8 protein-coding genes and 1 tRNA gene are annotated in these 24,275 nt (G+C 51.1%); 6 read left to right on the top strand and 3 right to left on the bottom strand.

The features are described from left to right. The first annotated feature begins 80 nt into the window (after positions 1-80). Positions 81-14,471, top strand: coding sequence for a non-ribosomal peptide synthetase (locus DU002_RS00520; RefSeq protein ID WP_114336397.1), 14,391 nt, complete (start codon positions 81-83; stop codon positions 14,469-14,471). A gap of 67 nt (positions 14,472-14,538) precedes the next feature. Continuing rightward, positions 14,539-16,383, top strand: coding sequence for a maltodextrin glucosidase (gene malZ, locus DU002_RS00525; RefSeq protein ID WP_114336398.1), 1,845 nt, complete (start codon positions 14,539-14,541; stop codon positions 16,381-16,383). 275 nt (positions 16,384-16,658) lie between these two features. On the opposite strand, the gene DU002_RS00530 is transcribed toward malZ, so the two are convergent. The 3 genes from DU002_RS00530 to DU002_RS00540 all read right to left on the bottom strand — a co-directional run bounded on the left by DU002_RS00530 (position 16,659) and on the right by DU002_RS00540 (position 18,954). Further along, a tRNA-Pro gene (locus DU002_RS00530) sits at positions 16,659-16,735 on the bottom strand. A 107-nt stretch (positions 16,736-16,842) separates the two neighbouring features. Beyond that, entirely contained in the window at positions 16,843-18,705 is a 1,863-nt protein-coding gene (locus DU002_RS00535; protein ID WP_158537919.1) for a DUF3413 domain-containing protein, read from the bottom strand. Positions 18,706-18,744: 39 nt separating this feature from the next. Next, a complete protein-coding gene (locus DU002_RS00540) occupies positions 18,745-18,954 on the bottom strand; it encodes a YejL family protein (protein ID WP_114336400.1) in 210 nt (69 codons plus the stop codon). A gap of 76 nt (positions 18,955-19,030) precedes the next feature. On the opposite strand from DU002_RS00540, the gene DU002_RS00545 reads away from it, so the two are divergent. From DU002_RS00545 to malG, 4 genes are all read left to right on the top strand, one after another. Continuing rightward, positions 19,031-20,041, top strand: coding sequence for a nucleoid-associated protein (locus DU002_RS00545; protein ID WP_114336401.1), 1,011 nt, complete (start codon positions 19,031-19,033; stop codon positions 20,039-20,041). 411 nt (positions 20,042-20,452) lie between these two features. Then, a complete protein-coding gene (gene malE, locus DU002_RS00550; protein WP_114336402.1) occupies positions 20,453-21,643 on the top strand; it encodes a maltose/maltodextrin ABC transporter substrate-binding protein MalE in 1,191 nt (396 codons plus the stop codon). 70 nt (positions 21,644-21,713) lie between these two features. Continuing rightward, positions 21,714-23,363: a maltose ABC transporter permease MalF gene (gene malF / locus DU002_RS00555; RefSeq protein ID WP_114336403.1), complete on the top strand. Its 1,650-nt coding sequence runs from the start codon at positions 21,714-21,716 to the stop codon at positions 23,361-23,363. A gap of 15 nt (positions 23,364-23,378) precedes the next feature. Continuing rightward, entirely contained in the window at positions 23,379-24,269 is an 891-nt protein-coding gene (gene malG / locus DU002_RS00560) for a maltose ABC transporter permease MalG (protein WP_114336404.1), read from the top strand. Positions 24,270-24,275: the final 6 nt, after the last annotated feature.

The following is a 24,275-nucleotide window of genomic DNA, read 5'->3' on the forward strand; positions in this document are numbered from 1 at the left end:
TTTGGGCTCTGGTTATCTGACATTTTTCAGCCGGACGACGGCGGCAAGGTACACGGATTTAGTTTGATAGGGATATTAGAGTGGTAGACGTAAGCAACCTGATTGCAGAGTTAGATGAACTTGGCGCACAACTTTTACTTGAAGATGGCCAGCTCAGAATGCAGGCCCCCAAAGGAGTGCTCAGCCGTGATCATCTTGAGAATGTTAAGGCAAACAAGCAGGCCATCATTCAGTGGCTGGCCACACCTGAAAATATTCTGGTAGAGCCGACAGCGCACAACGAATCAGGTTATCCGATGTCGCATGCGCAGCGCGGTTTGTGGCTGATGGAGCAACTCGACAACAAAACCAGTCACTACAACATTAGCCTGGTGTACGAGATGAGTGGCGAGCTTAACGTTAAAGCGCTGCAAAACGCACTGTCAGAGCTGGTTGCCCGGCATGAGATTCTCCGCACCCGTTATTTTGACCATCCTGAGTCCGGCCCTTGTCAGCAAGTGGTTGCCGCCGGTCCCGTCGCGCTTTGTGTGGAGGAGTTGCCTGCTGAAGTCACGCCCGAAGAGGGGCTGCAGCAGATCTCCGGGCATGAGTCCGCACAGTCCTTTGCTCTGGGTACGCCGGGTCAGTTTAACGTTCGTCTGGTGCGGGTCGGAGAGAACAAACACAGCCTGTTTTTAACGCTTCACCATATTCTGGCGGACGGCTGGTCCAAGGCGCAGCTATTTGACGAGCTGACCACACTCTATAATCAGTTTGCAGAGCATGGCGAAAGTCGTCTCGCCGTACCGGACTTGCAGTACAGGGACTATGCTGCCTGGGAAGCAAAATGGCTGGAGGGCCGGGCTGCTCAGGCGGCACTGGGCTACTGGGAAGAGCTGCTGTATTGCGTTCCTCAGCGGCATCAGCTGCCACTTGACCACGCGCGTCCGGCAGTGCCAGGTTACGCCGGAGAGCACTACAGTGAAGTGCTGAATGGGCCAGAAGCGGAAAGGCTCAGAGCTCTGTGTGCCGGAGCTGGTGCAAGCCTGTTTATCGGTGTGAAAGCTCTGTTGGGTGTACTGCTGTCGAGGCTGAGCTCACGAGCTGATATCGTGATTGGCACACCGGTCGCAAACCGGACCCGTCCCGAGCTCAATAACATCCTTGGTTATTTCGTTAATGTCATTCCGCTGAGGCAGGATGTTCAGCCTTTTCAGAGCTTTCATGAACTGCTTGAAGTCACCAAAGCAAGCTTTATTGAGTCTCAGCATTATTCCTATATGCCGTTTGACAGGATAGTTGAACGGGTGGCGCCGGAACGGGATCCAGGGCTTCATCCGCTGTTTCAGATCATGATCAGTTACAGTATCTCAGACGGTGATGCGGTTGGTATGACGGGTCTGGACGTGCAGCAGAGAGACCCGGCGTATCCGTTGTCCAAGTTTGATATCACCTTGGATGTAGTCGAAACGCCGCACGCGCTGGAACTGAACTGGGAATACAGCACGGAACTGTTTTGCAGAAAGAGCATTGCAGAGTTTTCAGACTACCTGAGAGCGCTACTCGGGCAGATTTCCCGGTTCCCGGAGATACCACTATGTGACCTCACGACAGATTACGATGCACGCTATCAGTACGATGAATTTGTTGCCAGAGAGAGACGGGAACGGGATCTGGCGGCGTGGCACGACGATGAAAAGGCCGCAGTCAGTGCACCGCTGTTATCTCAGGAGCAACAACAGGCGCTGGTTACGCTGGGCACCGGGCCGGAGGCACCGGAGGTGACCGCAGATGACCTGCTGCCGGCGGTGCTGGAGCGTCAGGCTGCCGAGCGCGGCAATGCGGTGGCGGTGGTGTTTGAAGATGAGTATTACACCTATGCGGAGCTGAACAGCAAAGCGAACCAGCTGGCTCGGTATCTGATGGGGCGGGGTGTTAAGCCGGAAACCCTGGTGGGAATTTGTGTTGAGCGCTCGCTGGATATGATGGTGGCCATACTGGGGGTGATGAAGGCGGGCGGTGCTTATGTGCCGCTGGACCCGGAGTACCCGCTGGGGCGTCTGGCGTACATGGCTGAAGATGCAGGGCTGAGCCTGGTGCTGACACAATCAGCGGTGGCAGATGCGGTGCCTGGGGATAAGCTGGAGCGTATTGTTCTGGATGAGGCGGAGCTTCAGGCAGCGCTGGCCGCGCAGTCTGGTGCGCCGCTGCCGGTGGCGGAAACCGGGCTGAGGCCGGAGAACCTGGCGTATGTGATTTACACCTCCGGCTCGACCGGTAAGCCCAAAGGTGTGCCGGTTGAACATCACAACTTTAGTCAGTTTGCACAATCATTAGCGACTGAGCTTCCCCGCCACAAGGATGAATCCGTTCGGCGCTGGGGATGGAATACTGCGCTTGTATTTGACGCGTCACTGCAGGCCTTCTCTGTTTTCTATTCCGGCGACCTGCTGGTTCTGCTTTCGGATCAAACCCGAAATGATCCCGAACTGCTGCTTTCAGCCTTGCAAAAGGAACAGATTACGGTATTTGACAGCACACCTTCTCAGATCCAGATGCTGCTCGAAGTGTACTCACAACGAAAAGCAGGGTTTAGTTTGCCGGATTTGGTTATTGGTGGGGAAGCTATCTCTGAGAGTCTTTGGCAGGCTCTTGCTGCTTTGGCTGTTGAGACGGGGGGGCGTATCCTTAATGCATACGGACCAACTGAATCTACCGTTAACACCACGCTGGCAACTATTTCCGGGGGGCACTCGCATATCGGCCGCCCGAACACAGGGCGGTGCTGTTATGTAAGCAGCCAATCTGGCGCGTTAGCGGCGGAAGGAGCTGTGGGCGAGCTTTACATCGGCGGTGCCGGTGTCGCCCGTGGCTACCTCAACCGGCCGGAGCAAACCGCAGCGCGGTTTGTGTCGGACCCGTTCTCAGGTAAGCCCGGTGCGCGGATGTACCGTACCGGCGACCTGGTGCGGTGGCTGCCTGAGGGTAACCTGGAGTACCTTGGTCGCATCGACGACCAGGTCAAAATCCGCGGTTTCCGCATTGAGCTCGGTGAGATTGAGCACGCCCTGCAAAGTACTGAAGGCGTAAGCGGGGCTACGGTCATTGTCCGCGAGGACGTGCCGGGTGATAAACGCCTGGTGGGTTATGTGATCGCTGCGGCGGGTGAGGACAGCGCGTCGCACTCAGGGCAGCTTAAAACCGCCCTGAGTGCGCAGTTGCCGGCTTACATGGTGCCGTCAGCCTTTGTGCTGATGGAGAGGTTCCCTGTAACCCCCAACGGCAAACTGGACAAACGGGCGCTGCCGGCGCCGGTACTGGATGCAGATGAGGATGACATCCCGCTAGCCGGTACCGCACTTGAACTGGCGGGGGTATGGCAGGACCTGCTGGGCGTATCCCGGGTCGGTGCTGGCTCAGACTTTTTTGCCCTTGGCGGCCATTCGCTGCTGGTTGTCCGCCTGGTCAGTCAGGTCAATGCCCGGTTTGATGTGCAGTTGCCGGTCAGGAGCGTCTTTACTCACTCCACCCTCAGTGCCCTAGCGGACTGCATTGATGAACTCAGCAATGAAAGCCGGCTGCCCGCGTTGCTGCCGCAGCCTGAGGGCGCGGACAGGGTGCTTTCTTTCAGCCAGCAGCGCTTCTGGTTCCTGAGGCAGCTGGGTGAGATGAATCAGGGTTATGTGCTGTCCTGCGCTTATGAGCTGTCCGGAGATTGCTCTGTTGACATGCTGCAAGACAGTCTGCAGGTCCTTATTGCGCGTCATGAGGTGCTGCGTACCGTGTTTACCGGTGAGGATACACCGGTTCTGAAACTACTGCCGGTCGATGCATTTCGGATATCATTTACGGACCTCAGTGAGCTGAGCGGAGAGGACCGGGACGCTCAGCTCGGCCGGTGCAGGGCGCAGGAAGCGGTGATCGATTTTGACCTTGCCAGCGATCACATGGTCAAGGCCAGTGTGCTCAAACTGGCTGCGGACCGCCATCTGCTGTATCTGCATGTGCACCATATCGCTACCGATGGCTGGTCCCAGGAAATCCTTTTCCGGGAGCTGAGCGAAATCTATCGGCACAAACGTGCCGGTACGTTCACCGACAGTACACTGCCGGCCCTGTCTGTTCAGTACAGCGACTTTGCCGCATGGCAGCGTGAGGTGCTCAGTGGTGAGCACCTGGCGTCTGAGGTCGCCCACTGGAAACAGGTGCTGAACGGTGCGCCACCGTTGCACAGCCTGCCGCTGGATCATCCGCGCCCAAATGAGCAAACCCATGCTGGAGCCGTAATTCGTAAGCAATTGCCCGAAGCTTTGGCCAGCGGTATCGACCGCATGGCAAGGGAAGCGGGGGCCACGCGCTTTATGGCCCTGCAATCAGCGTTCGCACTGCTGCTCAGCCTGTACAGTGGTGAGCAGGACATTGTAATGGGCACCCCGGTGGCCAACCGCAACCATGCTGACGCAGAAGGGGTGATCGGCTTCTTTTCAAACACCCTGGTGCTGAGGAATCTGCTGGCAGGGGTCAGTTCCTTTGGTGAACTACTTGCACAGACTAGGCGCGCGGTGGTTGAAGCGCTTGCGCACCAGGAGCTGCCGTTCGATAAACTGGTGGAAGAGATCTGTCCAGCACGTAGTCTTAGCCATCATCCGCTCTTTCAGATCATGTTCTCCGCAACAGCCGCTAAGGACGCGCGTGATGCACTCGAACTTAGCGATGACCTCCGAGCTGCGCCACACCCGGTAAATGCTGCTGTGGATATTCAGTTTGAGCTGGATCTGCATGTCAACAGAGATGATGACGGTTTAACGTGCTGGTGGAGCTATAACTCAGCTCTGTTTGAGGCTGCAACGATTGAGCGCATGGCTGATATGTACGGGCGTTTACTTGAGCTGGTGATCCAGCCAGACGCGAGTATTCGGCAGACATTTGTGACGCCGGCCGAGCAGCACAGCTTGTGTGCGCTGGGACGGGGCGCTGAAACAGCCGGGATCACAGAAGCAGATCTCTTACCCGCGGTGCTGGAGCGACATGCGATTGAGCATGCAGACGCGGTTGCAGTTGTGTTTGAGGGACAGAGCTATTCCTACGCAGAATTGAACAGGCGTGCTAACCAGTTAGCGCGTTACCTTATCGCTCTGGGGATTACCACGGAAACCTTGGTGGGCGTGTGTGTCGAGCGGTCACTGGAGATGATCGTTGCCCTGATAGGCGTGATGAAGGCGGGCGGTGCTTATGTGCCGCTGGACCCGGAGTATCCGCAGGGACGGCTTGCATATATGGCCGAGGATGCGGGATTCCGATTGCTGTTGACACAGTGCACCGTCGCGGCCCGGGTACCCGGGCAATCAATTCAGCGGATAATGTTGGATGACAAAAACCAGCAAGATGAAATCGCCGCTTATTCAGGCGAACCGCTCGGTGCTGATGAAGTGGTACTGCGCCCTAACAATCTCGCGTACGTCATTTATACCTCCGGCTCGACTGGCAAACCTAAAGGAGTCCTGGTTGAGCATGGCGGACTCGCGAACCTGGGTCCCGCAGAGGTGAGTGTGCTGGAGTTGGACGCATCCAGCGTAGTGCTGCAATTTGCTTCATACAGCTTTGATACATCTGTGTCCGAGTGGGCGATGTCGATTTGGGCTGCAGCCAGACTGGTGTTGGTCAGAAAGTCAGTATTGCTGTCCCCAGAGGACTTGATGGCGACGCTCGCCACGGAGGGGGTTACGCACGCAACCATTCCCCCGGCGATGTTGCCGCAACTTGATCCAATCAAGATGCATAACCTGACTCATTTGGTTGTAGCTGGAGAGCGGTGTCCTCAAACGACCATGACCCAATGGGCTGAAGGACGGACTTTCTTCAATGCGTACGGCCCGACCGAAAGCACCGTCTGTGCCACAACCGGTCAGTTGGATGTGTCACATGAGCGCGTACATATTGGCAGACCGCTTAATGGCACTGCCCTGTACGTACTTGGTAGTGCCCTTGAAATACTGCCCAATGGTGCTGTCGGAGAGTTATATATCGGCGGCAAAGGGGTGGCACGCGGTTACCTGAACAGGCCGGAGCTGACCGCAGAGCGGTTTGTGCCCGACCCCTACTCAGCTGCACCGGGTGCGAGAATGTATCGTACCGGTGACCTGGTGCGGTGGCTGCCGGATGGCAACCTGGAATACCTGGGGCGGGTGGATGAGCAGGTGAAGATCCGCGGCTTCAGAATTGAAATCGGAGAGATAGAGTACGCTTTACAAAATGCCAGTGGGGTTGCTGAAGCGACAGTGATGGTCAGAGAGGAGCGCCCTGGTGACAAGCGCCTGGTCGGCTACGTTATCGCCGAATCCGAGACTGATCCTGACACCCTGCCCACGCGGCTCAAATCGGCCGTGGCGGATCAGCTACCGGCACACATGGTGCCTTGCGCTTTTGTTGTGATGGAGCACTTTCCATTGTCACCCAACGGCAAGCTGGATAAAAAGGCTCTGCCGGCACCTAGCGTGCAGACGGTCGTAGATGATGAACCGGTGGATGGTGTCGCACGGAAGCTCGCCGGGATGTGGCAGGACCTGCTGGGGATTCCCCTGGTCGGTCTCAGTTCAGACTTCTTTGAACTTGGCGGGCATTCTCTTCTGGTTACCCGATTGGTAAGCCAGATAAACGCCGTTTTTGATGTCCAGCTGCCGGTGAAGGATGTGTTCCGTCACTCAGAGCTGGCAACTCTGGCTAAATGCATAGAGCGCCGGGGCCGCTCTGCGGAAAGGTTACCGGCGCTGAGTACGCAGGCGGCGGATGCGCCAAAGGTGCTCTCCTTTAGTCAGCAGCGGTTCTGGTTCTTGGAACAGCTCGGGGAGCTAAATAGTGGCTATGTGCTTTCAAGTGCCTATGAACTGACCGGAGAGTTTTCCGTCAACGCACTGGAAGACAGTATGCAGGTTCTGATCTTCCGCCATGCGGTGTTGCGCACAGTGTATAAAGGAGAGGAGCAGCCGACTCTTGCATTGCTGCCAGTGCAGGACTTCCGGGTGAGGTTTGTTGACCTAAGCGCGCTCGACCCTGAAGAACAAGCTGTTGAACTGTCCGTGTTCAAGAAGCAAGAAGAGCAGAGCGGCTTCTGCTTGAATAGTGACTATATGCTCCGGGCGAGTGTGGCCAAACTTGGCGATGAGCGTCATTTGCTTTACCTGCATGTGCACCATATCGCAACTGATGGCTGGTCGCAGACTATCTTACTTGAAGAACTAACAGAAATTTACGCGCATCAACAGGTTGGAAACGGCCATGCGCCGTTACTTCAGGCATTGCCGGTCCAGTACAGTGACTTTTCCGCGTGGCAACGCGAAGTACTTAGCGGAGAGCGCCTGTGCGCGGAAGTTGCGCACTGGAAACGGGTCTTGGACGGTGCACCACCGTTACATAGTTTACCCCTGGATCACGTGCGACCGACCGAGCAGACTCATCATGGTGCGGTAATTGAGGTTCCGTTGCCGGAAGCCTTATCCCGGCGTATAGATACCTTGGCTCAAGACGCGGGTGTAACCCGTTTTATGGTGCTGCAGTCAGCATTTTCAGTTTTGCTTAGTTTGTACAGTAGTGAGCAGGACATCGTCATGGGGACACCGGTGGCGAACCGAAACCATGTTGACGTTGAGGGCCTGATAGGTTTCTTTGCCAACACCCTGGTGCTGCGTACTGATCTGAGTGACGTCAGTTCTTTCGGTGAGTTGTTGGCGCAGACCAAGGAAAATATTGTTGCCGCTTTGGCCCATCAGGAATTGCCCTTCGATAAGCTGGTGGAAGAACTCAACCCGGAGCGTAATCTGAGTCACCAGCCGCTGTTTCAGATCCTGTTTACCACACTGGAAACGCCGCCGGTTGAAGTCTGTCAGTTTGGCTGCGCATCAGCAAGGCGCCTGCGTGGAGTTGGCGGCGAGGTTGCACTGAAATATGATTTGGAACTCGAGATCAGTTGTCAGGAGCGGAAACTGGTTTGCGCATGGGCGTACAACACGGATCTATTCGATCGCGTAACTATCGCTCGATTTGCCGAATTCTACGCCAGACTTCTCGAGCATGTTGTCAATCATGATGACGGCCTGCAAAGCGTGAGTCAGCAGATTCTCAGTAGCATCCAAAAGAGTCAGCTGCTGGAAATGGGCAGCGGGCCAGAAGTTGCAACTGGTGATGCTTGGGAGTCGCTTTCTGCGGTGATGGAGCGCCAGGCTGTTGAACTTGGTGATGCCACGGCTGCTGTGTTCGAAGGTCAGCGTTATAGCTATTCGGAGCTCAACACCAGAGTCAACAAACTGGCGCGCTACCTGATCGATCAGGGCGTCCAGACCGACACTCTGGTTGGGGTCTGTCTCGACAGAACACTGGATTTGCTGGTGGCGGTACTCGCAGTGATGAAATCTGGAGGGGCCTATGTGCCGCTTGATCCGCAGTTCCCCCGAAGGCGTCTCGGCTACATGGCTGAGCACTCAGAGCTCACCATTCTGATCACGCAAAAAAGTGTGCAAGACAGCGTGCCCGCTGACAATCTGAAAAAAATAGTTCTGGATGATCCTCTACAGAGTAATGAGATCGCGCAATGCAGTGGAATTCCTATCGGATCTGATGAAGTGCAGATCATCCCGGAGCAACTGGCATATGTCATCTATACGTCCGGCTCAACCGGTAAACCCAAGGGCGTGATGAATACACACGGTGGTTTGATGAACTTCCTGCAATCCATGCGTGTGCAACCCGGCATGTCGGCGGACGATTGCCTGCTGTGTATAACCACACTCTCGTTCGATATCGCAGCGCTGGAACTGTACTTGCCTCTGCTGTGTGGCGCACGCATGGTAATCACAGATACCTATGCTGTGCGCGATGGTGAGTTTATTCAGAGCATAATTGAATCTGAAAACGTCACCATGATGCAGGCGACGCCTTCCACCTGGAATATTTTGTTGAGCGCCGGATGGCAAGGTAAAAGCAATTTGCGTGCCTTGTGCGGTGGTGAGGCACTTCCCCCGGCATTAGCGCATACCCTGACGCCACTAGTAGGGGAACTATGGAACATGTACGGTCCGACAGAGACAACCATCTGGTCGACATTGCAAAAAATCGAGGGGAAAGCTGAGATTGAGTGTCCGGGAGTCGGTCGTGCGATCAACAATACCCGGCTTTATGTTCTGGACCGAGAGAAAAACCTCTTACCAGTCGGAGCGGTGGGTGAGCTCTATATCGGCGGTGCCGGGGTCGCCCGGGGTTACCTCAACCGGCCGGAGCTGACGGCAGCGCGGTTTGTGTCAGACCCGTTCTCAGGTAAGCCCTGTGCGCGGATGTACCGTACCGGTGACCTGGTGCGATGGATGGCCAACGGCAACCTAGAGTGCATCGGCCGGGTAGATCAGCAGGTGAAGATTCGTGGATACCGAATTGAATTGGGCGAAGTTGAGAGCGCATTGCGCAGTGCAGACTGGGTTAACGATGCATGTGTGACGGTGTCAGAAGATGGCTCTCAAAACAGTTGTTTGGTGGGTTATGTCGTTCCTGAAACGGCACATCTGAATGAACAGGATCTGCCGCGGCGTTTAAAATCTTACCTGTGTGACCAACTGCCAGCGTACATGGTGCCTTCAGCTATTGTGGTTATGCGTGACTTTCCGCTGACGCCAAATGGCAAGCTGGACCGCAACGCTATGCCTGCGCCCGATTGGGGAGCACAGACCGCGGGACGTCATTGCGCTCCTGTTACCCCTGAACAAAAAGTTATTTGTGCTGTCTGGGCGGAGGTACTGGAGCTGCAAAATGTCGGCATCGAAGACAACTTCTTCAGCATCGGCGGCGACTCGATCCAGTCTATTCAGGTGGTGAGCCGTCTGCGTCAAAGAAGATATGAGCTGACCACTCGACAGTTGTTTCAGCACCAGACCGTAGCCGAGCTGGCGAAAGTGCTGCTGCGCCGTGGCCATTCGGTACAGTCCGCCCCTTCAGCACTCTCGCTGGTGAACCTCTCGGAGCAGGAGCGGCAGCAATTTGAATCGATTTATCTGGATATTGAAGATATATATCCTGCGACGGGGATGCAGCAGGGTCTGCTCTATCTAAGTCAGCAAGACAGTGAGAGTGCAAAATACACCCTGCAGCAGGCTTGGAAATTAGATGGTCTCGACCCGAAAAACTGGAAGACCTGTTGTGAACTGGTCTTGACGTACCATGATGTACTCCGAACCGCCTTTGTACAAGATCAGCTGGGGAACATGCTGCAGCTGGTGCAATCAAGTGTGCAGTTGCCTTGGTTTGAGCTCGATTGGTCCTCGCTTGACGCCGGAGATCGAGAGCGGAAGCTCGCGGAGCTGCTCAGTGCGGACTGGATGAATGGGTTCGATTTCACCCGCGCCCCGTTGCAGCGATGCACCCTGATCTATCTGGGCGGAGATAGCTACTACTTCGTTTGGTGTTTCCACCATGCATTGATGGACGGCTGGAGCGTTCCGATCATTCAGGCTGAACTGGTTCAAAGTTATGCCGATCTCAGGGATGGCAAACAGCCTGTACTGCAGTCGAGAGCTGAGTTTAAAAATTACATCAGGTGGCAGCAGGCTCAGGATAAGCTCGATGCGAATATGTACTGGACAGAGCGCCTGCACGGTTTTACGGAAACAACGTCGCTCGGTTTAGAGCATCATTCCCGCAAGGAGTTGGGTAGTGCAGAGTTCACATGCCATTTGAGCCGGGTGGAAACTGAAGATCTGACCCGGTTCGCCAAGCAGGAACGGGTCACGCTTAACACGCTAGTGCAGGCGGCCTGGGGTTACCTACTTCATCGCTACAGTGGTGACCAGGATATCGTATTTGGGGCTACGGTATCGGGGCGACCGGCGTCTCTGGAGGGGGTTGAAGAGATGGTCGGCTGCTTCATCAACGCGCTGCCGGTGCGACAGAACTTTGAGCAGGCCGCTCATGAGAAAATAGGTGACTGGCTCAGGCAACTTCACAAACAGAACGTTGATTCGGAACATCATGGACACCTCACCCTGACTGAGATCCAGCAGTTGTCTGAGTTGCCTTCTGGTACCAGCTTGTTCGACACACTGGTTGTATTTGAAAATTTCCCGTCAGCTGCAAACAAGCCTGCTGATGGAATTAGCCTGGAGCCTATTAGCGGGCGTATTGAAACCAGCTACCGGCTGAACCTGACTGCCATCGTGCATGATCGGCTAAGCCTGGAACTGGCCTACGCCCGGGAGTATTTTTCGGACTGGAGTGCCAAGCGGGCACTCGAACAGCTCAAGAAAGTTCTGCTGGCGATGAGCGGCAGCGCCAACGCGTGTATGGCTGACATAGCATTGCTGTCAGAGGCCGAGAAAGCACAGCTGCTCTCATTCGGACGGCCCTGCCCTGATACTCTGATGTCCGGCTGGCCGCTAATCAGTGAAAAGATAAGAGAAATTGCCGCTACCTATGCTGAACGGAATGCAGTTACCTGCGAAAGTTCGAGCTTGACTTATTTGGAGCTGGACCAGCGCGCCAATCAGTTGGCGAACTATCTGGTTTCAAAGGGTGTCAGTGCGGAAACCCTAGTGGGCGTCTGTCTAACGCGTTCCGTTGACACCGCAGTGGCGATGCTTGCTGTTTTCAAGGCAGGCGGGGCGTATGTGCCGTTTGATCCTGATTACCCACAGGCGCGCCTTGAATATATGGCGCAGGATTCAGGTATTCGCTGGCTGTTGACCAACCAACAGACCAAAGCGAAAGTGCCCGGTGACCATATCGTTCATATCAATCTTGATGATACCGCGCTGCAGAACACCCTGGCTGGGCACAGCGTTATTGCTCCTGAATTGACGGTCACCGGCGTTCAGCCTGACTCACTGGCGTATGTTATCTACACGTCGGGTTCCACCGGTAAGCCTAAAGGGGTGATGATTGAACACGCCGCTCTCGCTATACATTTGCAAACCGCCGCAACTCAGTACAACGTCAGCTTTGATGACCGGTACTTACAGTTTGCATCGAACAGCTTTGACGCCGCCATCGAGCAGATCCTGACGCCCCTGTGTTGCGGTGCCCACCTTTTCATTCGTGACAATGCCTTGTGGAATTGGGATGAACTGTGCAGCTACTTGGCCGGCAACGGGATCACCATTGCGGATCTGCCCCCCTCCTATCTGAATGGAATGATGAGTAACAGTGATGTGGCGATTGATAGCCTGCGTCTGCTGATATTTGGTGGCGAACCGCTGCCAGAGAATTTGCTGACGAAGCTGAAGGGCAGCCAACTGGACTGTGAGGTCTGCAATGCCTATGGGCCAACAGAGACAACGATAACCGCAACGCTGTCCCAGTTTGCTATCAGCAAGTGGCACAGTGATCTTCCTGTTACCATTGGTCGGCCTTTGTTCGGACGTCTTTGTTACGTGCTGGATAGTCGCCTGGCGGTGCTGCCGCTGGGCGCGGTCGGGGAGCTGTATATCGGCGGGGAGGGCGTCGCCCGCGGGTATCTGAACCGGCCGGAGCTCACCGAAGACAGGTTCCTGGACAATCCGTTCGAAGATACGCCGGGAGCTAGGATGTACCGCACAGGCGATCTGGTACGCTGGCAGCCTGATGGCGAGCTTGAGTACCTAGGTAGGGTCGATGAGCAAGTGAAGATCCGCGGGCACAGGATAGAACTGGGTGAAGTGGAGCATTGCCTGCAGAACGCTGCCAATGTTGCGGAAGCTGCTATCGTTGTTCAGGAGCTGCCGTCTGGACAGAAGACGCTGGTGGGGTACCTTGTTGCGACGAATGCAGAACTGGAAGAGACGTTTATCCGGCGTGTTAGAAGCCAGTTACGAGGGCAGCTTCCTGGCTATATGGTGCCGTCTGCACTGATTGTGCTTGAAGAATTTCCGCTGACGCCGAACGGAAAGCTTGATAAGAAAGCGCTTCCCGAAGCTAATATATGTCGTGAATCCGGGAGAAGAACCCCTAACAGCGACGCAGAAAACCTGTTGCTGGTGAGCCTTAAAGAGATCCTAGAGAAGACAGACCTGACTTTTGATGATGGCTTGACCGATGTTGGTGTCCATTCAATCACTCTGCTCAGGCTGCGAGCATGCCTTAATCAGCAAGGTTATGACTTGCCGATGGACCGTATTTATGACAATGCATCCCTAGCTGAACTTGCACAACACATTACAAAGGCGGTTAGGCCGCTGGACGCAGCGCCGCACTCCGAACAGTTGTTGCTAACGCCTAACCAGCTCGATTCATTCGCCACCAAGGATAACAACCGCGATCTGTTCATCGCATTGACCAGTTACCGGATCGATGAAGACACTTGGTCAGAAGAACGGATGCGCAATGCTATTGAGCGGGTTATTAGTGCGAATCAGGCTCTGCGCGTCAAAAGCACATGTCAGGCAGGCCAGTGGCTGCAGGAGCTGCAGGAACAGGCTGATTACAACCTGTACTACGTAGATCTGAGAGGCGTGTCTGCGATCGACCGCCAGCGTGAGTTCGAAGTACATTACGCGAGGCAACTCCGGAGTTTGCGCTTGCAACAGCCTTTGTTGTTTTCCCTACTGGTCCTGCATGTCGACGAAACCGAAATGGATCTGGTGCAGGTTATCCATCACAAAATGTGTGACGGTTATTCGAATGATATTGTCGCTCGGCAAATTAAGCTGGCATACAGCGCCGGCCTGCTTCCTTCTAACATCATCGGAGCATCTACAAACTATGCTGCTTACTGTGAGAGTATCGGGCGATATGTCGGATCCGCGCTCTTCCAACAGCGCCAGTACGAGATAAATAGCGACAGCGTATATTTCACAAACTATGGGATTGTGTGCGATAAACCAGAGCGGCCGTTTACGGGCGGTGACGCGCATTATCGCTGTGGGCACATTAAGAACACTGATCTCGATCGAAATGATGTTGGTTACATTGAACGCTTGCTCATGCGGGCGCTAGCCTTGTCTGTCAAGGTCACTGGAAGTGATTATGTCCAGTTAAGAAACACCATAAACGGAAGAGCGGTAGAGCTCTCCGAAGTTAACTTAGTTGATACGGTAGGGTGGTTATCACTTAATTCCCATCTAAACCTCAAGGTCAGCGCGCTAATAGGCGAAAACTGGCAGAGCCACATCCGCGAACAGAATGCCAAGGCGAAGCTTCACGCCCTGCCTCTGGCCATCATGAAGCACTCGGACTACTATGGCATCCGACAGGATCAAAAACCAGTTCTGCCAGAGGTAATACTCAATCTCTCCACGTTTTCCTCAGAGACAAGTAATGAAGTGATGGATACTTCGTTTGATATGAGTGCAGCCGCCGAAAAATGTTACAGCGACGAAGTCGAAAAAGACTTCAAGCTTATTTTCAACGTTGGTTACTTCGAAGCAACCGGCGAGCTGAATTACGGTATTGAATACAGCTCTGCGCAATACTGCGAAACCAGTATCGAATGGATCTTAGCGACGTTTGAGAGCTATCTGAGTAAAGAAGTGACTGAAGCCTGAACACATATAGTTCCAAGCAGGCTGCGAGAACAGCCTTCTATTACGGAATTCAAGAATATTGGAGAATATGATTGTGAACTATCCATTTGCCTTTCACTGTCAAAGTCAGATAGTAAAACAGAAAGATGGTTTTGAGGTTTTGCTGTACACAAGCAAAAAGGATGAGGTGAAAGTTGCATGGCTCGCATACTCTCATGACAACGAAGAATATCTGGTCCCGCTCGAATCGCAAGACGATTCCATGCAGCTTTCTTGGCGAGGTTGGAAAGGCACTGTTCCATACAGTCAGGACAGCGATTTGACCTTGTATTATTTCCAGCTAAATATGCCTGACAATCGCTATTGTGTTTCTGGTTACGGCACGACCGTTGCCGTTCCGTCAAGAACACATTGGTTCAGATTAAACAAGCGCTTCTCTCCGCCTGAGTGGCCAAAGCAGCAGGTCTTCTATCAGATTTTTCCAGAGCGATTTTGTAACGGAAATGAGGCGATAACTCCTTCACCGGATACCTACCCCTATCATGTGACCGACGAAGCAGTAACAAACAGATCTTGGGGGGAGGCGGTGCCGGAAGGCACCAACGTATACTATGGTGGAGACTTGATAGGAATAAGAAAGAAGCTGGATTACCTTATTGACCTTGGTGTAACTGCCATTTATCTGAATCCAATTTTCTCCTCGCCAAGTAATCACAAATACGATGGTGTAGATTATTTTAGTGTTGATCCTGCTTTCGGTGGGGACAAGGCGCTAATTAGTTTAATAAAAGATTTAAAGAAAAATAATATTAAAATACTACTGGACGCAGTGCTAAATCATACATCGGATCAGCACCCATGGTTTGACCGGTATGGCCAAAACGGCGCGTGTCATAACGCACAATCAGAGTGGCGGGACTTTTATACGTTTGACGAGTCTGGTAAGGAAGTTTGCTGGAATGGTTGTCCTACTCTAGTGAAGCTTAACCATGCATCAATGGGGGTACAGAACCAGATATATGCGGGGCAGGACTCAGTTTTGAGATATTGGCTCAAGGCGCCGTTTAATATAGATGGTTGGCGGCTGGATGCTATCCATATGCTCGGGGAAGGAGCTTCAGCACAAAATAATCATACCTATCTCAAGTCATTCAGGCGGGCAATTAAAGACACGAAAAGCGATGCATACGTGCTGGGCGAACACACTCGGGAGGCAACCGATTGGCTTCAGGGAAATGAGGAAGACGGTGCCATTAATTACTATGGGTTCACCAATCCTGTTGTAGAGTTTTTCTCCGGCAGAGAGGATCTTGATGAAAAATACCGGGTTCAGTTCGGTGCGGATTACTTCTCCGCTATTTTGCGCCAGCGACGTGGAATGATCCCTTTCCAAAACCAACTGAATATGGTGAATCAGATAGAGGCACATGATGCTCCGCGCCTGTTGTCAATGCTCGAAGGTGATGTCAAAAAAGCTATGTCTGCCGCAACGTTACAATTTACATATATAGGAATCCCCTGTATTTACTACGGCAGCGAAGTTGGACTCGAAGGGGGATATGATCCTGATTGCAGGCGGTGTTTCCCCTGGGAACCGAAGAATTGGGTTCACTCCTTGCTGACTCATTACAAGGCCCTTGTACAATTAAGAAAAGAGCATGAAGCACTGCAGTCTGGCGATTTTATTGAACTCTTTACTAGTGAAGACGTGTTCGTGTTCGCACGCTGGTTGCCGACTGCACACATCATTGTTGGGGTAACGAGAGGAAGCACTGAAGTTGTTTCTGTTGATGTCGATCGATTGGGCTCTTCTGCGTCGAGTTATGTATGCCTATTGGGTGGAGATGAGTACTGCGCTGACGAGAATAAACTAACTCTCAGAGTTCCCGAAGGGCGGGGCGTAATTTTAGCTGGTAACCTCTCGAAAAGATGAGCAATAAGCCCGGTTAACTTTTTCATTGTGCGTCCATCAATTCATCCGGAAAGTAATTATGTCGTTAACACTAATGTAAATTCAACGGTAAAACGTCGAGGCACGTTTCCTCCTTAGGACGTTCAATTGTAATGCAAATGAGTGTCTAGAGAACGCTGGTCGATTCACAGACCCTAGATGCTAAGCTGAAAGTGATTTACAGTAGTTTTATGGTGAGGTTTGGCCGTTCTGAAAGGCAAAAAGCCCGTAACTCATAGAGCTACGGGCTTTTCTATTGGTCGGCGTGAGAGGATTTGAACCTCCGACCCCTGACACCCCATGACAGTGCGCTACCAAGCTGCGCTACACGCCGTCAACTACTTGTTTTACTTCAGAGGTGCGGCGCTTATGATAACGATCCGTAACCGGAATGCAATATGTCATTTGGCTTTCAGGTTTGTTTGGATGATTTATCGCCGTTTACTGACTGTTGCCGTAAAAACGGCGTAGCTCTTCAAGCACTTCGCGCATGGGCGTAACGCGGAGCCTGGCTTCTCTATCACGCTTATTCTGTCTCGTGTAGATCTTATATTGACCACTCATTTTTAACTCGGTCAGTCGATCGGTCTCGAGAATGGCAAAATATTTGTCATTACCTAAAAATAGCCAAGGGTGGACACCATCGCTAACCAGTGCAATGCCGCTTGTTAATGCTTTGGTATCTATATTGGAACCATATAACTGTTTAATTAACTGCGCACTCAAATCGTAGTGTGAAGTCAACTTGGTGATTTCGCTGGCACCTACATCTGGCGCTACGTATATCAGTGGTACTTGGGTCTGGTAGCTTGAGTAGTTGCTGTTGTAGCCCCAATGATTACTGTTCTTGTCGCTCAACTGCATGCCATGATCTGAGGTGACAATGACGAGAGTGTGTTCAAGTGACGCATCTTTTGTTAGCGGAGCCAGTACCTGAGGGATCAAAGAGTCAACGTAGTGAAGCGAGTTTTTGTAGCGATTACTTAACTGCACTTGGTCGAGTAAGTCTGTATCACTAAACAGGTGTACCCCTTCAAAATCGGGCTGAAAAGGCGAGTTGTAGCTTGTTGGTGTGGCGAAGTTGCTTGGTGATGAAAAACCCACAACGGCAAAGTAGGGCGTTTGCATATCACGTGATTTTACCCATTTTCGCCAGTTTCTTACGATATTCGTATCATTGGCTGCATTGCCAAGCGCTGGATCCCCACCCTGAACAATATCGAACTTACTAAAGGCGGTATCACTGAGTGTTTCCCCAAGCTTTCTGCTACTGGTGAATGCAACTTGTTGATAATTTGCGCTTTCAAACGCACTACTGATCACTGGTGGTGTATGTGTGCGTTTGATGTTGTCCATATAAGTGGCGGGAATGCCGTACAAAAGGCTGAAAAGTCCTTCTTGCGGGTTATTTCCCCCACTAAAGTGGTTTTTGTAGTTTAACCCTGACTGCGCAAGTTGATGAAGGTTTGGTGTTGCTTCTTCATTCAGCATGTCAGAACGCCATGATTCTATGACGATCAAAAGTACATTCGGTCGCGATTGTGGTGCTTGCAACGGTAGCTTGGACTTTCCGTACTCAAGTGTTTTATTGCTTAGCGTTTGTTCTCGAAACTCTTTGGCGTATTTGTCTACATCTACCCAACCATGTTCCCGGAGAAAAGTTTTCGCTGTTGCAGGGTATGAAAGTGGGAAGTAATGCTGCTGACTGGTTATCGGCGTATAAAACAGTGCGTCTGCCCAAACGTGAATGAAATGACTTAGAAAAAAACTGACTGTTAATGCTGCCGCAGTCGTTCTTGCCCACTTCCGCGTGGTACTCCTGGTTGGGCGTCTCCACAACCACATACCGATAATGAGCTCTACAATAAATAGGCCAGAAAATAGCGCGCCGGCCTGCCATAGTTCGAGGTCAAGTAGACCACCTTCAGGCGACAGCGCCAGTTCAAATGCAAATAGATTGAGATGCAATCGATAGGCGTTAAAGAATAACAGATCTGCGATCAGTAAACTGACACCGATCGAAGCCAATACCGCCGAGGCTATCTGCATTATCAGTGGTTTGGTCAATATAAACGCGAGTGGGAAAAGCAGCACAAGAAAAATGATAAAAGTGATAAAAGAGAAGTGCCCGGCCCAATAGATGACGAGAAATAGCTGCGCAAGTATTGTGTCAGGTATGCCAGCGACAAAAACGAACCCTAACGCGACAGCCATTGCAATCAAAGCATTGGCAAAGGTAAACCAGTGTCCCCAGCTCACTAGCCGGGAAACTTTATCTCTATAATCCAGTTCGCTGAATGTCATTTTTGTCATATGTCCGTTGACACTTCTAACCCTGTCAGTTTACGAGGCGGACTGTTTTAGTGCTTTCACAAAGCTTTCAAGTACAGCCATGCGTTGCTCACTCGGCACCTGATTTAGTACATGACTGGTTGCATTGCCTAGTGTCATCAAGCTGAAATCAATAGTTGCAGATTGATCTTGCAGAACAGAAAGAACGTCATTTAGTGCTTTTTCTATTTGGGCGTTACTATATTTTGAAACCTGAGGCATCGGGATTTACCTACACAGCGACATGCTAAAAAGCATATCATAGTTAAGTTATTGAAACGAATATGGCCAACTCACCATGTCTTTAGAAATTATTAACGCTGACGTTCATGCTATCGGCTTGGACGCAACAACAAACGGTTTACGGATTAAGAATCAAAATGGGTTGCCTCTAGGCGATCATGCTTTGCATGACTTAATCGATAATTGCCACAGCACATATAATGCAAAACCAGCCAAGGGGTATGCGCAATTTACTACGCCTGAGGAGCAGCTTGAAAGTTCATTTTCTGAAATGTTGGCCGTGTATCTTAAACAAGATACAGATTTTAATGTCTTTTCCTCGCAGTGTGCGAAGCGACTGATTGGCGCGATGGGCGAGAATGAACATGTCGAAGAAGGCTTATTGATCCTTTGCCATTATCGGTTTGTAGGTCGTGAATTTTTGTTGTTTATGTTCAGTAGCCAAACGGTGGCTTTGGCGTTTGACCAAGATCTGACATTGCATCAGTCCACCTACTTAGATTTAGCAAAACTGCAGCTGGCAGCGCGCCTTGATATTGATGCAATGCGAGAAGAACAACCGATGCCGTTGTCGTTTATCAGAGGCCGTGTCGGTAGAAAAGTGTCAGACTTCTTTCTGCAATTTCTCAATGCCGAAGAGTTCAAAGAAGCAAAAAAACAAAATGAACAGCTTGTTGAAGCGGTGGAGACATATTGTAGCGTCGCTCAGCTAAACGCTGAGGAGAAACAACAGGTTCGCCTGGAGACCAGTAAATATAGTAAAGAGCAGCAACAAATAGGTGAACGCCTAAATATTGCTCAGCTTTCCGAAGTGGTCGGCTCAGTGAGCGGCGATAGTCATGGTTTACTTAATCAGATTGCCGATGAGTTGCCGGAGGAGTTGCCTCCTGTGTCGTCGGTAATGAATAAAGTGACTCGGTATAGTGGACAGGGTAGAGGCGTAAGCTTGGGCTTCGATAGGGGTCTTTTAGGTGACACGGTTCTCTTTGATCCGGTAAACGAATCACTGACAATTACAAAGCTGCCACCTAACTTGCTTGATCAACTCAAGCGTTCGATAGGCTAGCGATAAGTTGATGGGTGTAACCTTGATAAGGGCGCTGATAGAGACTAACTTTCTCAAGTAGCTGCTGATTGAAAGGTTTCTTGTAAAAAAATTCCATGATATAAACATCAGCCCCGTTTTTACATGTGTGCAACCTTTTGTGCAGACAGGTTTTCTCTGCACACAGAATAAAAGCGGAATTGGTGACAATGGTGTTGTTTTACGACTTTTTCCAAGCGTAGGCTGAAAACTAAACAAAATGAAGGTGTTTATGGCGGTTAGGCTGCGAATACCTTGTAGTATAGTTTCAAAAGTTTGAGGCATGTCATGTGCGGTAGCCAATAGCATGTTCTAGAATGGCTTGCGACTGGGGGAACCCATTATCCAAACTGAGCTTTGCTCGCTAACAAAAAAAACACAAAGGAAAGGCTAATGAAAAAAACAATCCTTGCCTCAGCTGTTGCAGCAGTGACATTAGGGATGTCCGCAACCGCAAACGCCGCTATTGAAGAAGGTCAATTGACCATCTGGATCAATGGTGACAAAGGCTATAATGGACTGGCTGAAGTCGGTAAGAAATTCGAAGCTGATACTGGTGTAAAAGTTACTGTTGCTCACCCTGATGACGCCCCTGGTAAGTTCCAGCAGGCAGCATCAACTGGTAGCGGCCCTGACATCTTCTTCTGGGCACATGACCGTTTTGGTGATTGGGCATCTGCAGGTCTACTGACTGAGCTGAAGCCTAACGATAAGCTGAAAGGTGCTATCGAAGATTTCACTTGGGACGCGGTAACCATCGACGGTAAAATCTACGGCTACCCTGTAGCTGTTGAAGCTGTTGGCCTGATCTACAACAAAGACTTGGTTGCTGAGCCTCCGAAGACTTTCGAAGAGATCCCTGCTTTGGATAAGAAGCTGCAAGAAGGTTCTGACGGTAAAGTCAAAGCTATCTTGTGGGATTACAACAATACCTATTTCTCTTGGCCTCTGATCGCTGCTAACGGCGGTTATGTGTTCAAGTACGAAAACGGTTCTTACGACATCAAAGATACCGGTGTTAATGTTCCAGGTGCCAAAGCTGGCGTTAACATGATCAAAGACTTCATTGATCAGGGCATCATGCCTAAAGGCGCAGACTACGGTGTAATGGACGCTGCGTTTAACAAGGGCGAGATCGCTATGATGATCAACGGTCCTTGGGCATGGAGCAACATCCAGAAGAGTGGCATCAACTACGGTGTGACTTACATTCCAAGCATTAACGGTTCTGCTGCTAAGCCTTTCGTAGGTGTATTGGCAGGTGCGGTTAACGCTGCAAGTCCAAACAAAGATTTGGCAGTGGAGTTCCTCGAGAACTACCTGCTAACTGTCGATGGTTTGAAGCAAGTTAATGACGATGTACCTTTAGGCGCAGTAGCGTATAAAGAGTTCATGAAGCAGTTGGCTAAAGATCCGAACATCGCTGCAACATTCGCTAACGCACAGGCTGGTGAGCCTATGCCGAATGTCGCTGCAATGGGCAAATTCTGGTCAGCAATGGCAACTGCTCTGTCTAACGTGACTTCTGGCCGTCAGACTGTTGACAAGGCCCTTGACGGCGCTGCTAAGCGTATCGTTAAGTAAAATAACTCACCAAGAATAAGGAAGGGGATTACCCCTTCCTTTGTTCTACCCATCAGGAAAGGTTGTGCAAATGGGTGCGTCTAACGCTGCTTCTACAACTGTCTCTAACGGTTATAACTGGTTAAAAATAGTGGTTCTGGCTCTGGTTATACTGGTCAGTGGCTATTCAGTTATCGTTATGTATGCAACGGGTGAGTATGCTTTCGCCATACTGACTCTGCTCATCGTCTCTCTCGGTGTGTACGTTTTTACCAATAGCAAGACATACGCCCATAGATATATTTTCCCCGGTGTTGCCGGGATGGTTATCTTTATCATTTTCCCTCTGGCTTATACGATAGGGATATCTTTCACTAACTACAGTGGTAGTAACTTACTATCGTTGGAGCGTGTGCAGGATTATCATCTCAGGCAGAGCTATCTGGCTAAAGGCGGGAATTACGATTTTTCACTCATTAAGACCGAGCAAGATCGTTTCAAGTTGGTTCTTCGATCTGAACTTGAACCTGAAAAGGTCTTTGTCAGTCCGACGATAAAGCTTTGGAACGCCGGCGAGATAAAGTCTCGCAAAGCGCGTCCTGAAGATTTTCCTTATGTAGATAGTGGCATCCAGATGCGTGCTATTGAGGAGATACCTGAAGGTGAGAAGGCAACTTTACGAGATGTGATCTCGTTGCGAACTCATCTGCAGTCAATATACGTGACGCTGCCAGCGGGCGTTGAATTGAGTATGAGTGGATTACGCAAGTTTGCAGCCCTCAGACCTCTATTCTCGCGCCTCTCCGATGGTGTTGTTCTGGAAAATGGAACAATCATCAGCGACCCTAATACGTTACGAAATAATAAGTCTAACCAGCTGGTGCGCCCCAATTACCATACGGGCTTCTATCAGTATATCGATGCCAATGGTGAGTTTGTAGGTGATGCGTTGCCTCCTGGCTTCACTGTGTCGATTGGTTGGAATAACTACTGGCGCGTATTTACCGACAAAGGTATTCAGGGACCATTCCTTGAAATCTTTGTGTGGACAGTAATGTTTGCTGCGGGAAGTGTATTCTTTACCCTCGCAATCGGACTTGTCTTAGGTAACTTGGTGCAGTGGGAGTTTCTTGGTGGTAAGGCAATTTATCGAGTCATTTTGATTCTGCCTTATGCTGTCCCGGCGTTTATCTCAATCCTGGTGTTTAAGGGGTTATTCAACCAAAACTTTGGTGAGATAAACATGGTGCTGGAGGCGTTGTTTGGTATTAAACCTGATTGGTATACGACTCCTTCGTTAGCGCGAAGTATGATTCTGATTGTAAATACCTGGTTGGGTTATCCGTACATGATGATTCTGTCTATGGGCTTGCTTAAGTCTATTCCGGAAGATCTGTATGAAGCCTCGGCAATGGATGGTGCTGGTCCTATCAGCAACTTCTTCAACATTACCGTTCCGCTGTTAATTAAGCCGCTGACTCCACTACTGATTGCCTCTTTTGCTTTCAACTTCAATAACTTTGTATTGATTGCATTATTGACCAATGGTGGCCCGGATATCATCGGTGCAACGACACCTGCAGGTACAACTGACGTATTGGTTAGTTATACCTATCGTATCGCTTTCGAAGGCAGTGGTCAGGACTATGGTCTGGCAGCCGCTATTGCGACAGTTATCTTCATTCTGGTTGGTGCGATGGCCATCTTGAATCTGAAGTTGACCAAAATGGACAAGGTATAGAGGGGTTATCTAGTTATGCCAATGGTTCAACCTTCAAGCCTGAAATACCGCGTCTTTGCGACACATGTCGGCATGTGGTGCTTCTTGGCTCTCATTATTTTTCCGCTGTTGATGGTAATTGCCATCTCGTTCCGTCAAGGTAACTATGCGGTGGGGGAGATCATTCCTTCAAATCCTTCTTTGGAGCACTGGAAGCTAGCGCTTGGTATTCCAGTAGTCGAAGCTGATGGGCGTATTACGCCTCCTCCTTTCCCAGTACTGACTTGGCTGTGGAACTCTATTAAGGTTGCTGTTATCAGTGCCGCTCTTATCGTTTTACTTGCAACGACTAGCGCATACGCGTTTGCTCGTATGAAGTTTGCTGGTAAGAGCCTGATCTTGCAGGGTATGTTGGTTTTCCAAATGTTCCCAGCGGTATTGGCATTGGTAGCGATTTACGCAATGTTCGATAAGATCGGTCAATATTTCCCTTGGTTGGGATTGAATACGCACGCAGGTTTGGTATTCATCTACCTCAGCGGTATTGCGCTGCACGTTTGGACGATTAAAGGTTACTTTGAAACCATTGATCCTTCACTCGAAGAAGCCGCTGCAATTGATGGCGCTACGCCTTGGCAAGCATTCCGCTTAGTCTTGCTGCCATTAAGTGTGCCGATCCTCGCAGTTGTATTCATTCTTGCATTCATTGGTGCAATCACTGAGGTACCGGTTGCCTCCTTGTTATTGCAGGATGTAGAGATGCTTACGCTAGCTGTAGGTGCGCAACAGTACCTGTATCCGCAGAATTATCTGTGGGGCGACTTTGCCGCGGCGGCCGTATTGTCTGGCTTCCCCATCACCCTAGTGTTCCTGTTGGCCCAACGTTGGTTAGTTGGTGGTCTGACAGCCGGTGGTGTGAAGGGTTAATAGGTT

Source organism: Corallincola holothuriorum, assembly GCF_003336225.1.
GTDB classification, from domain to species: domain Bacteria; phylum Pseudomonadota; class Gammaproteobacteria; order Enterobacterales; family Neiellaceae; genus Corallincola; species Corallincola holothuriorum.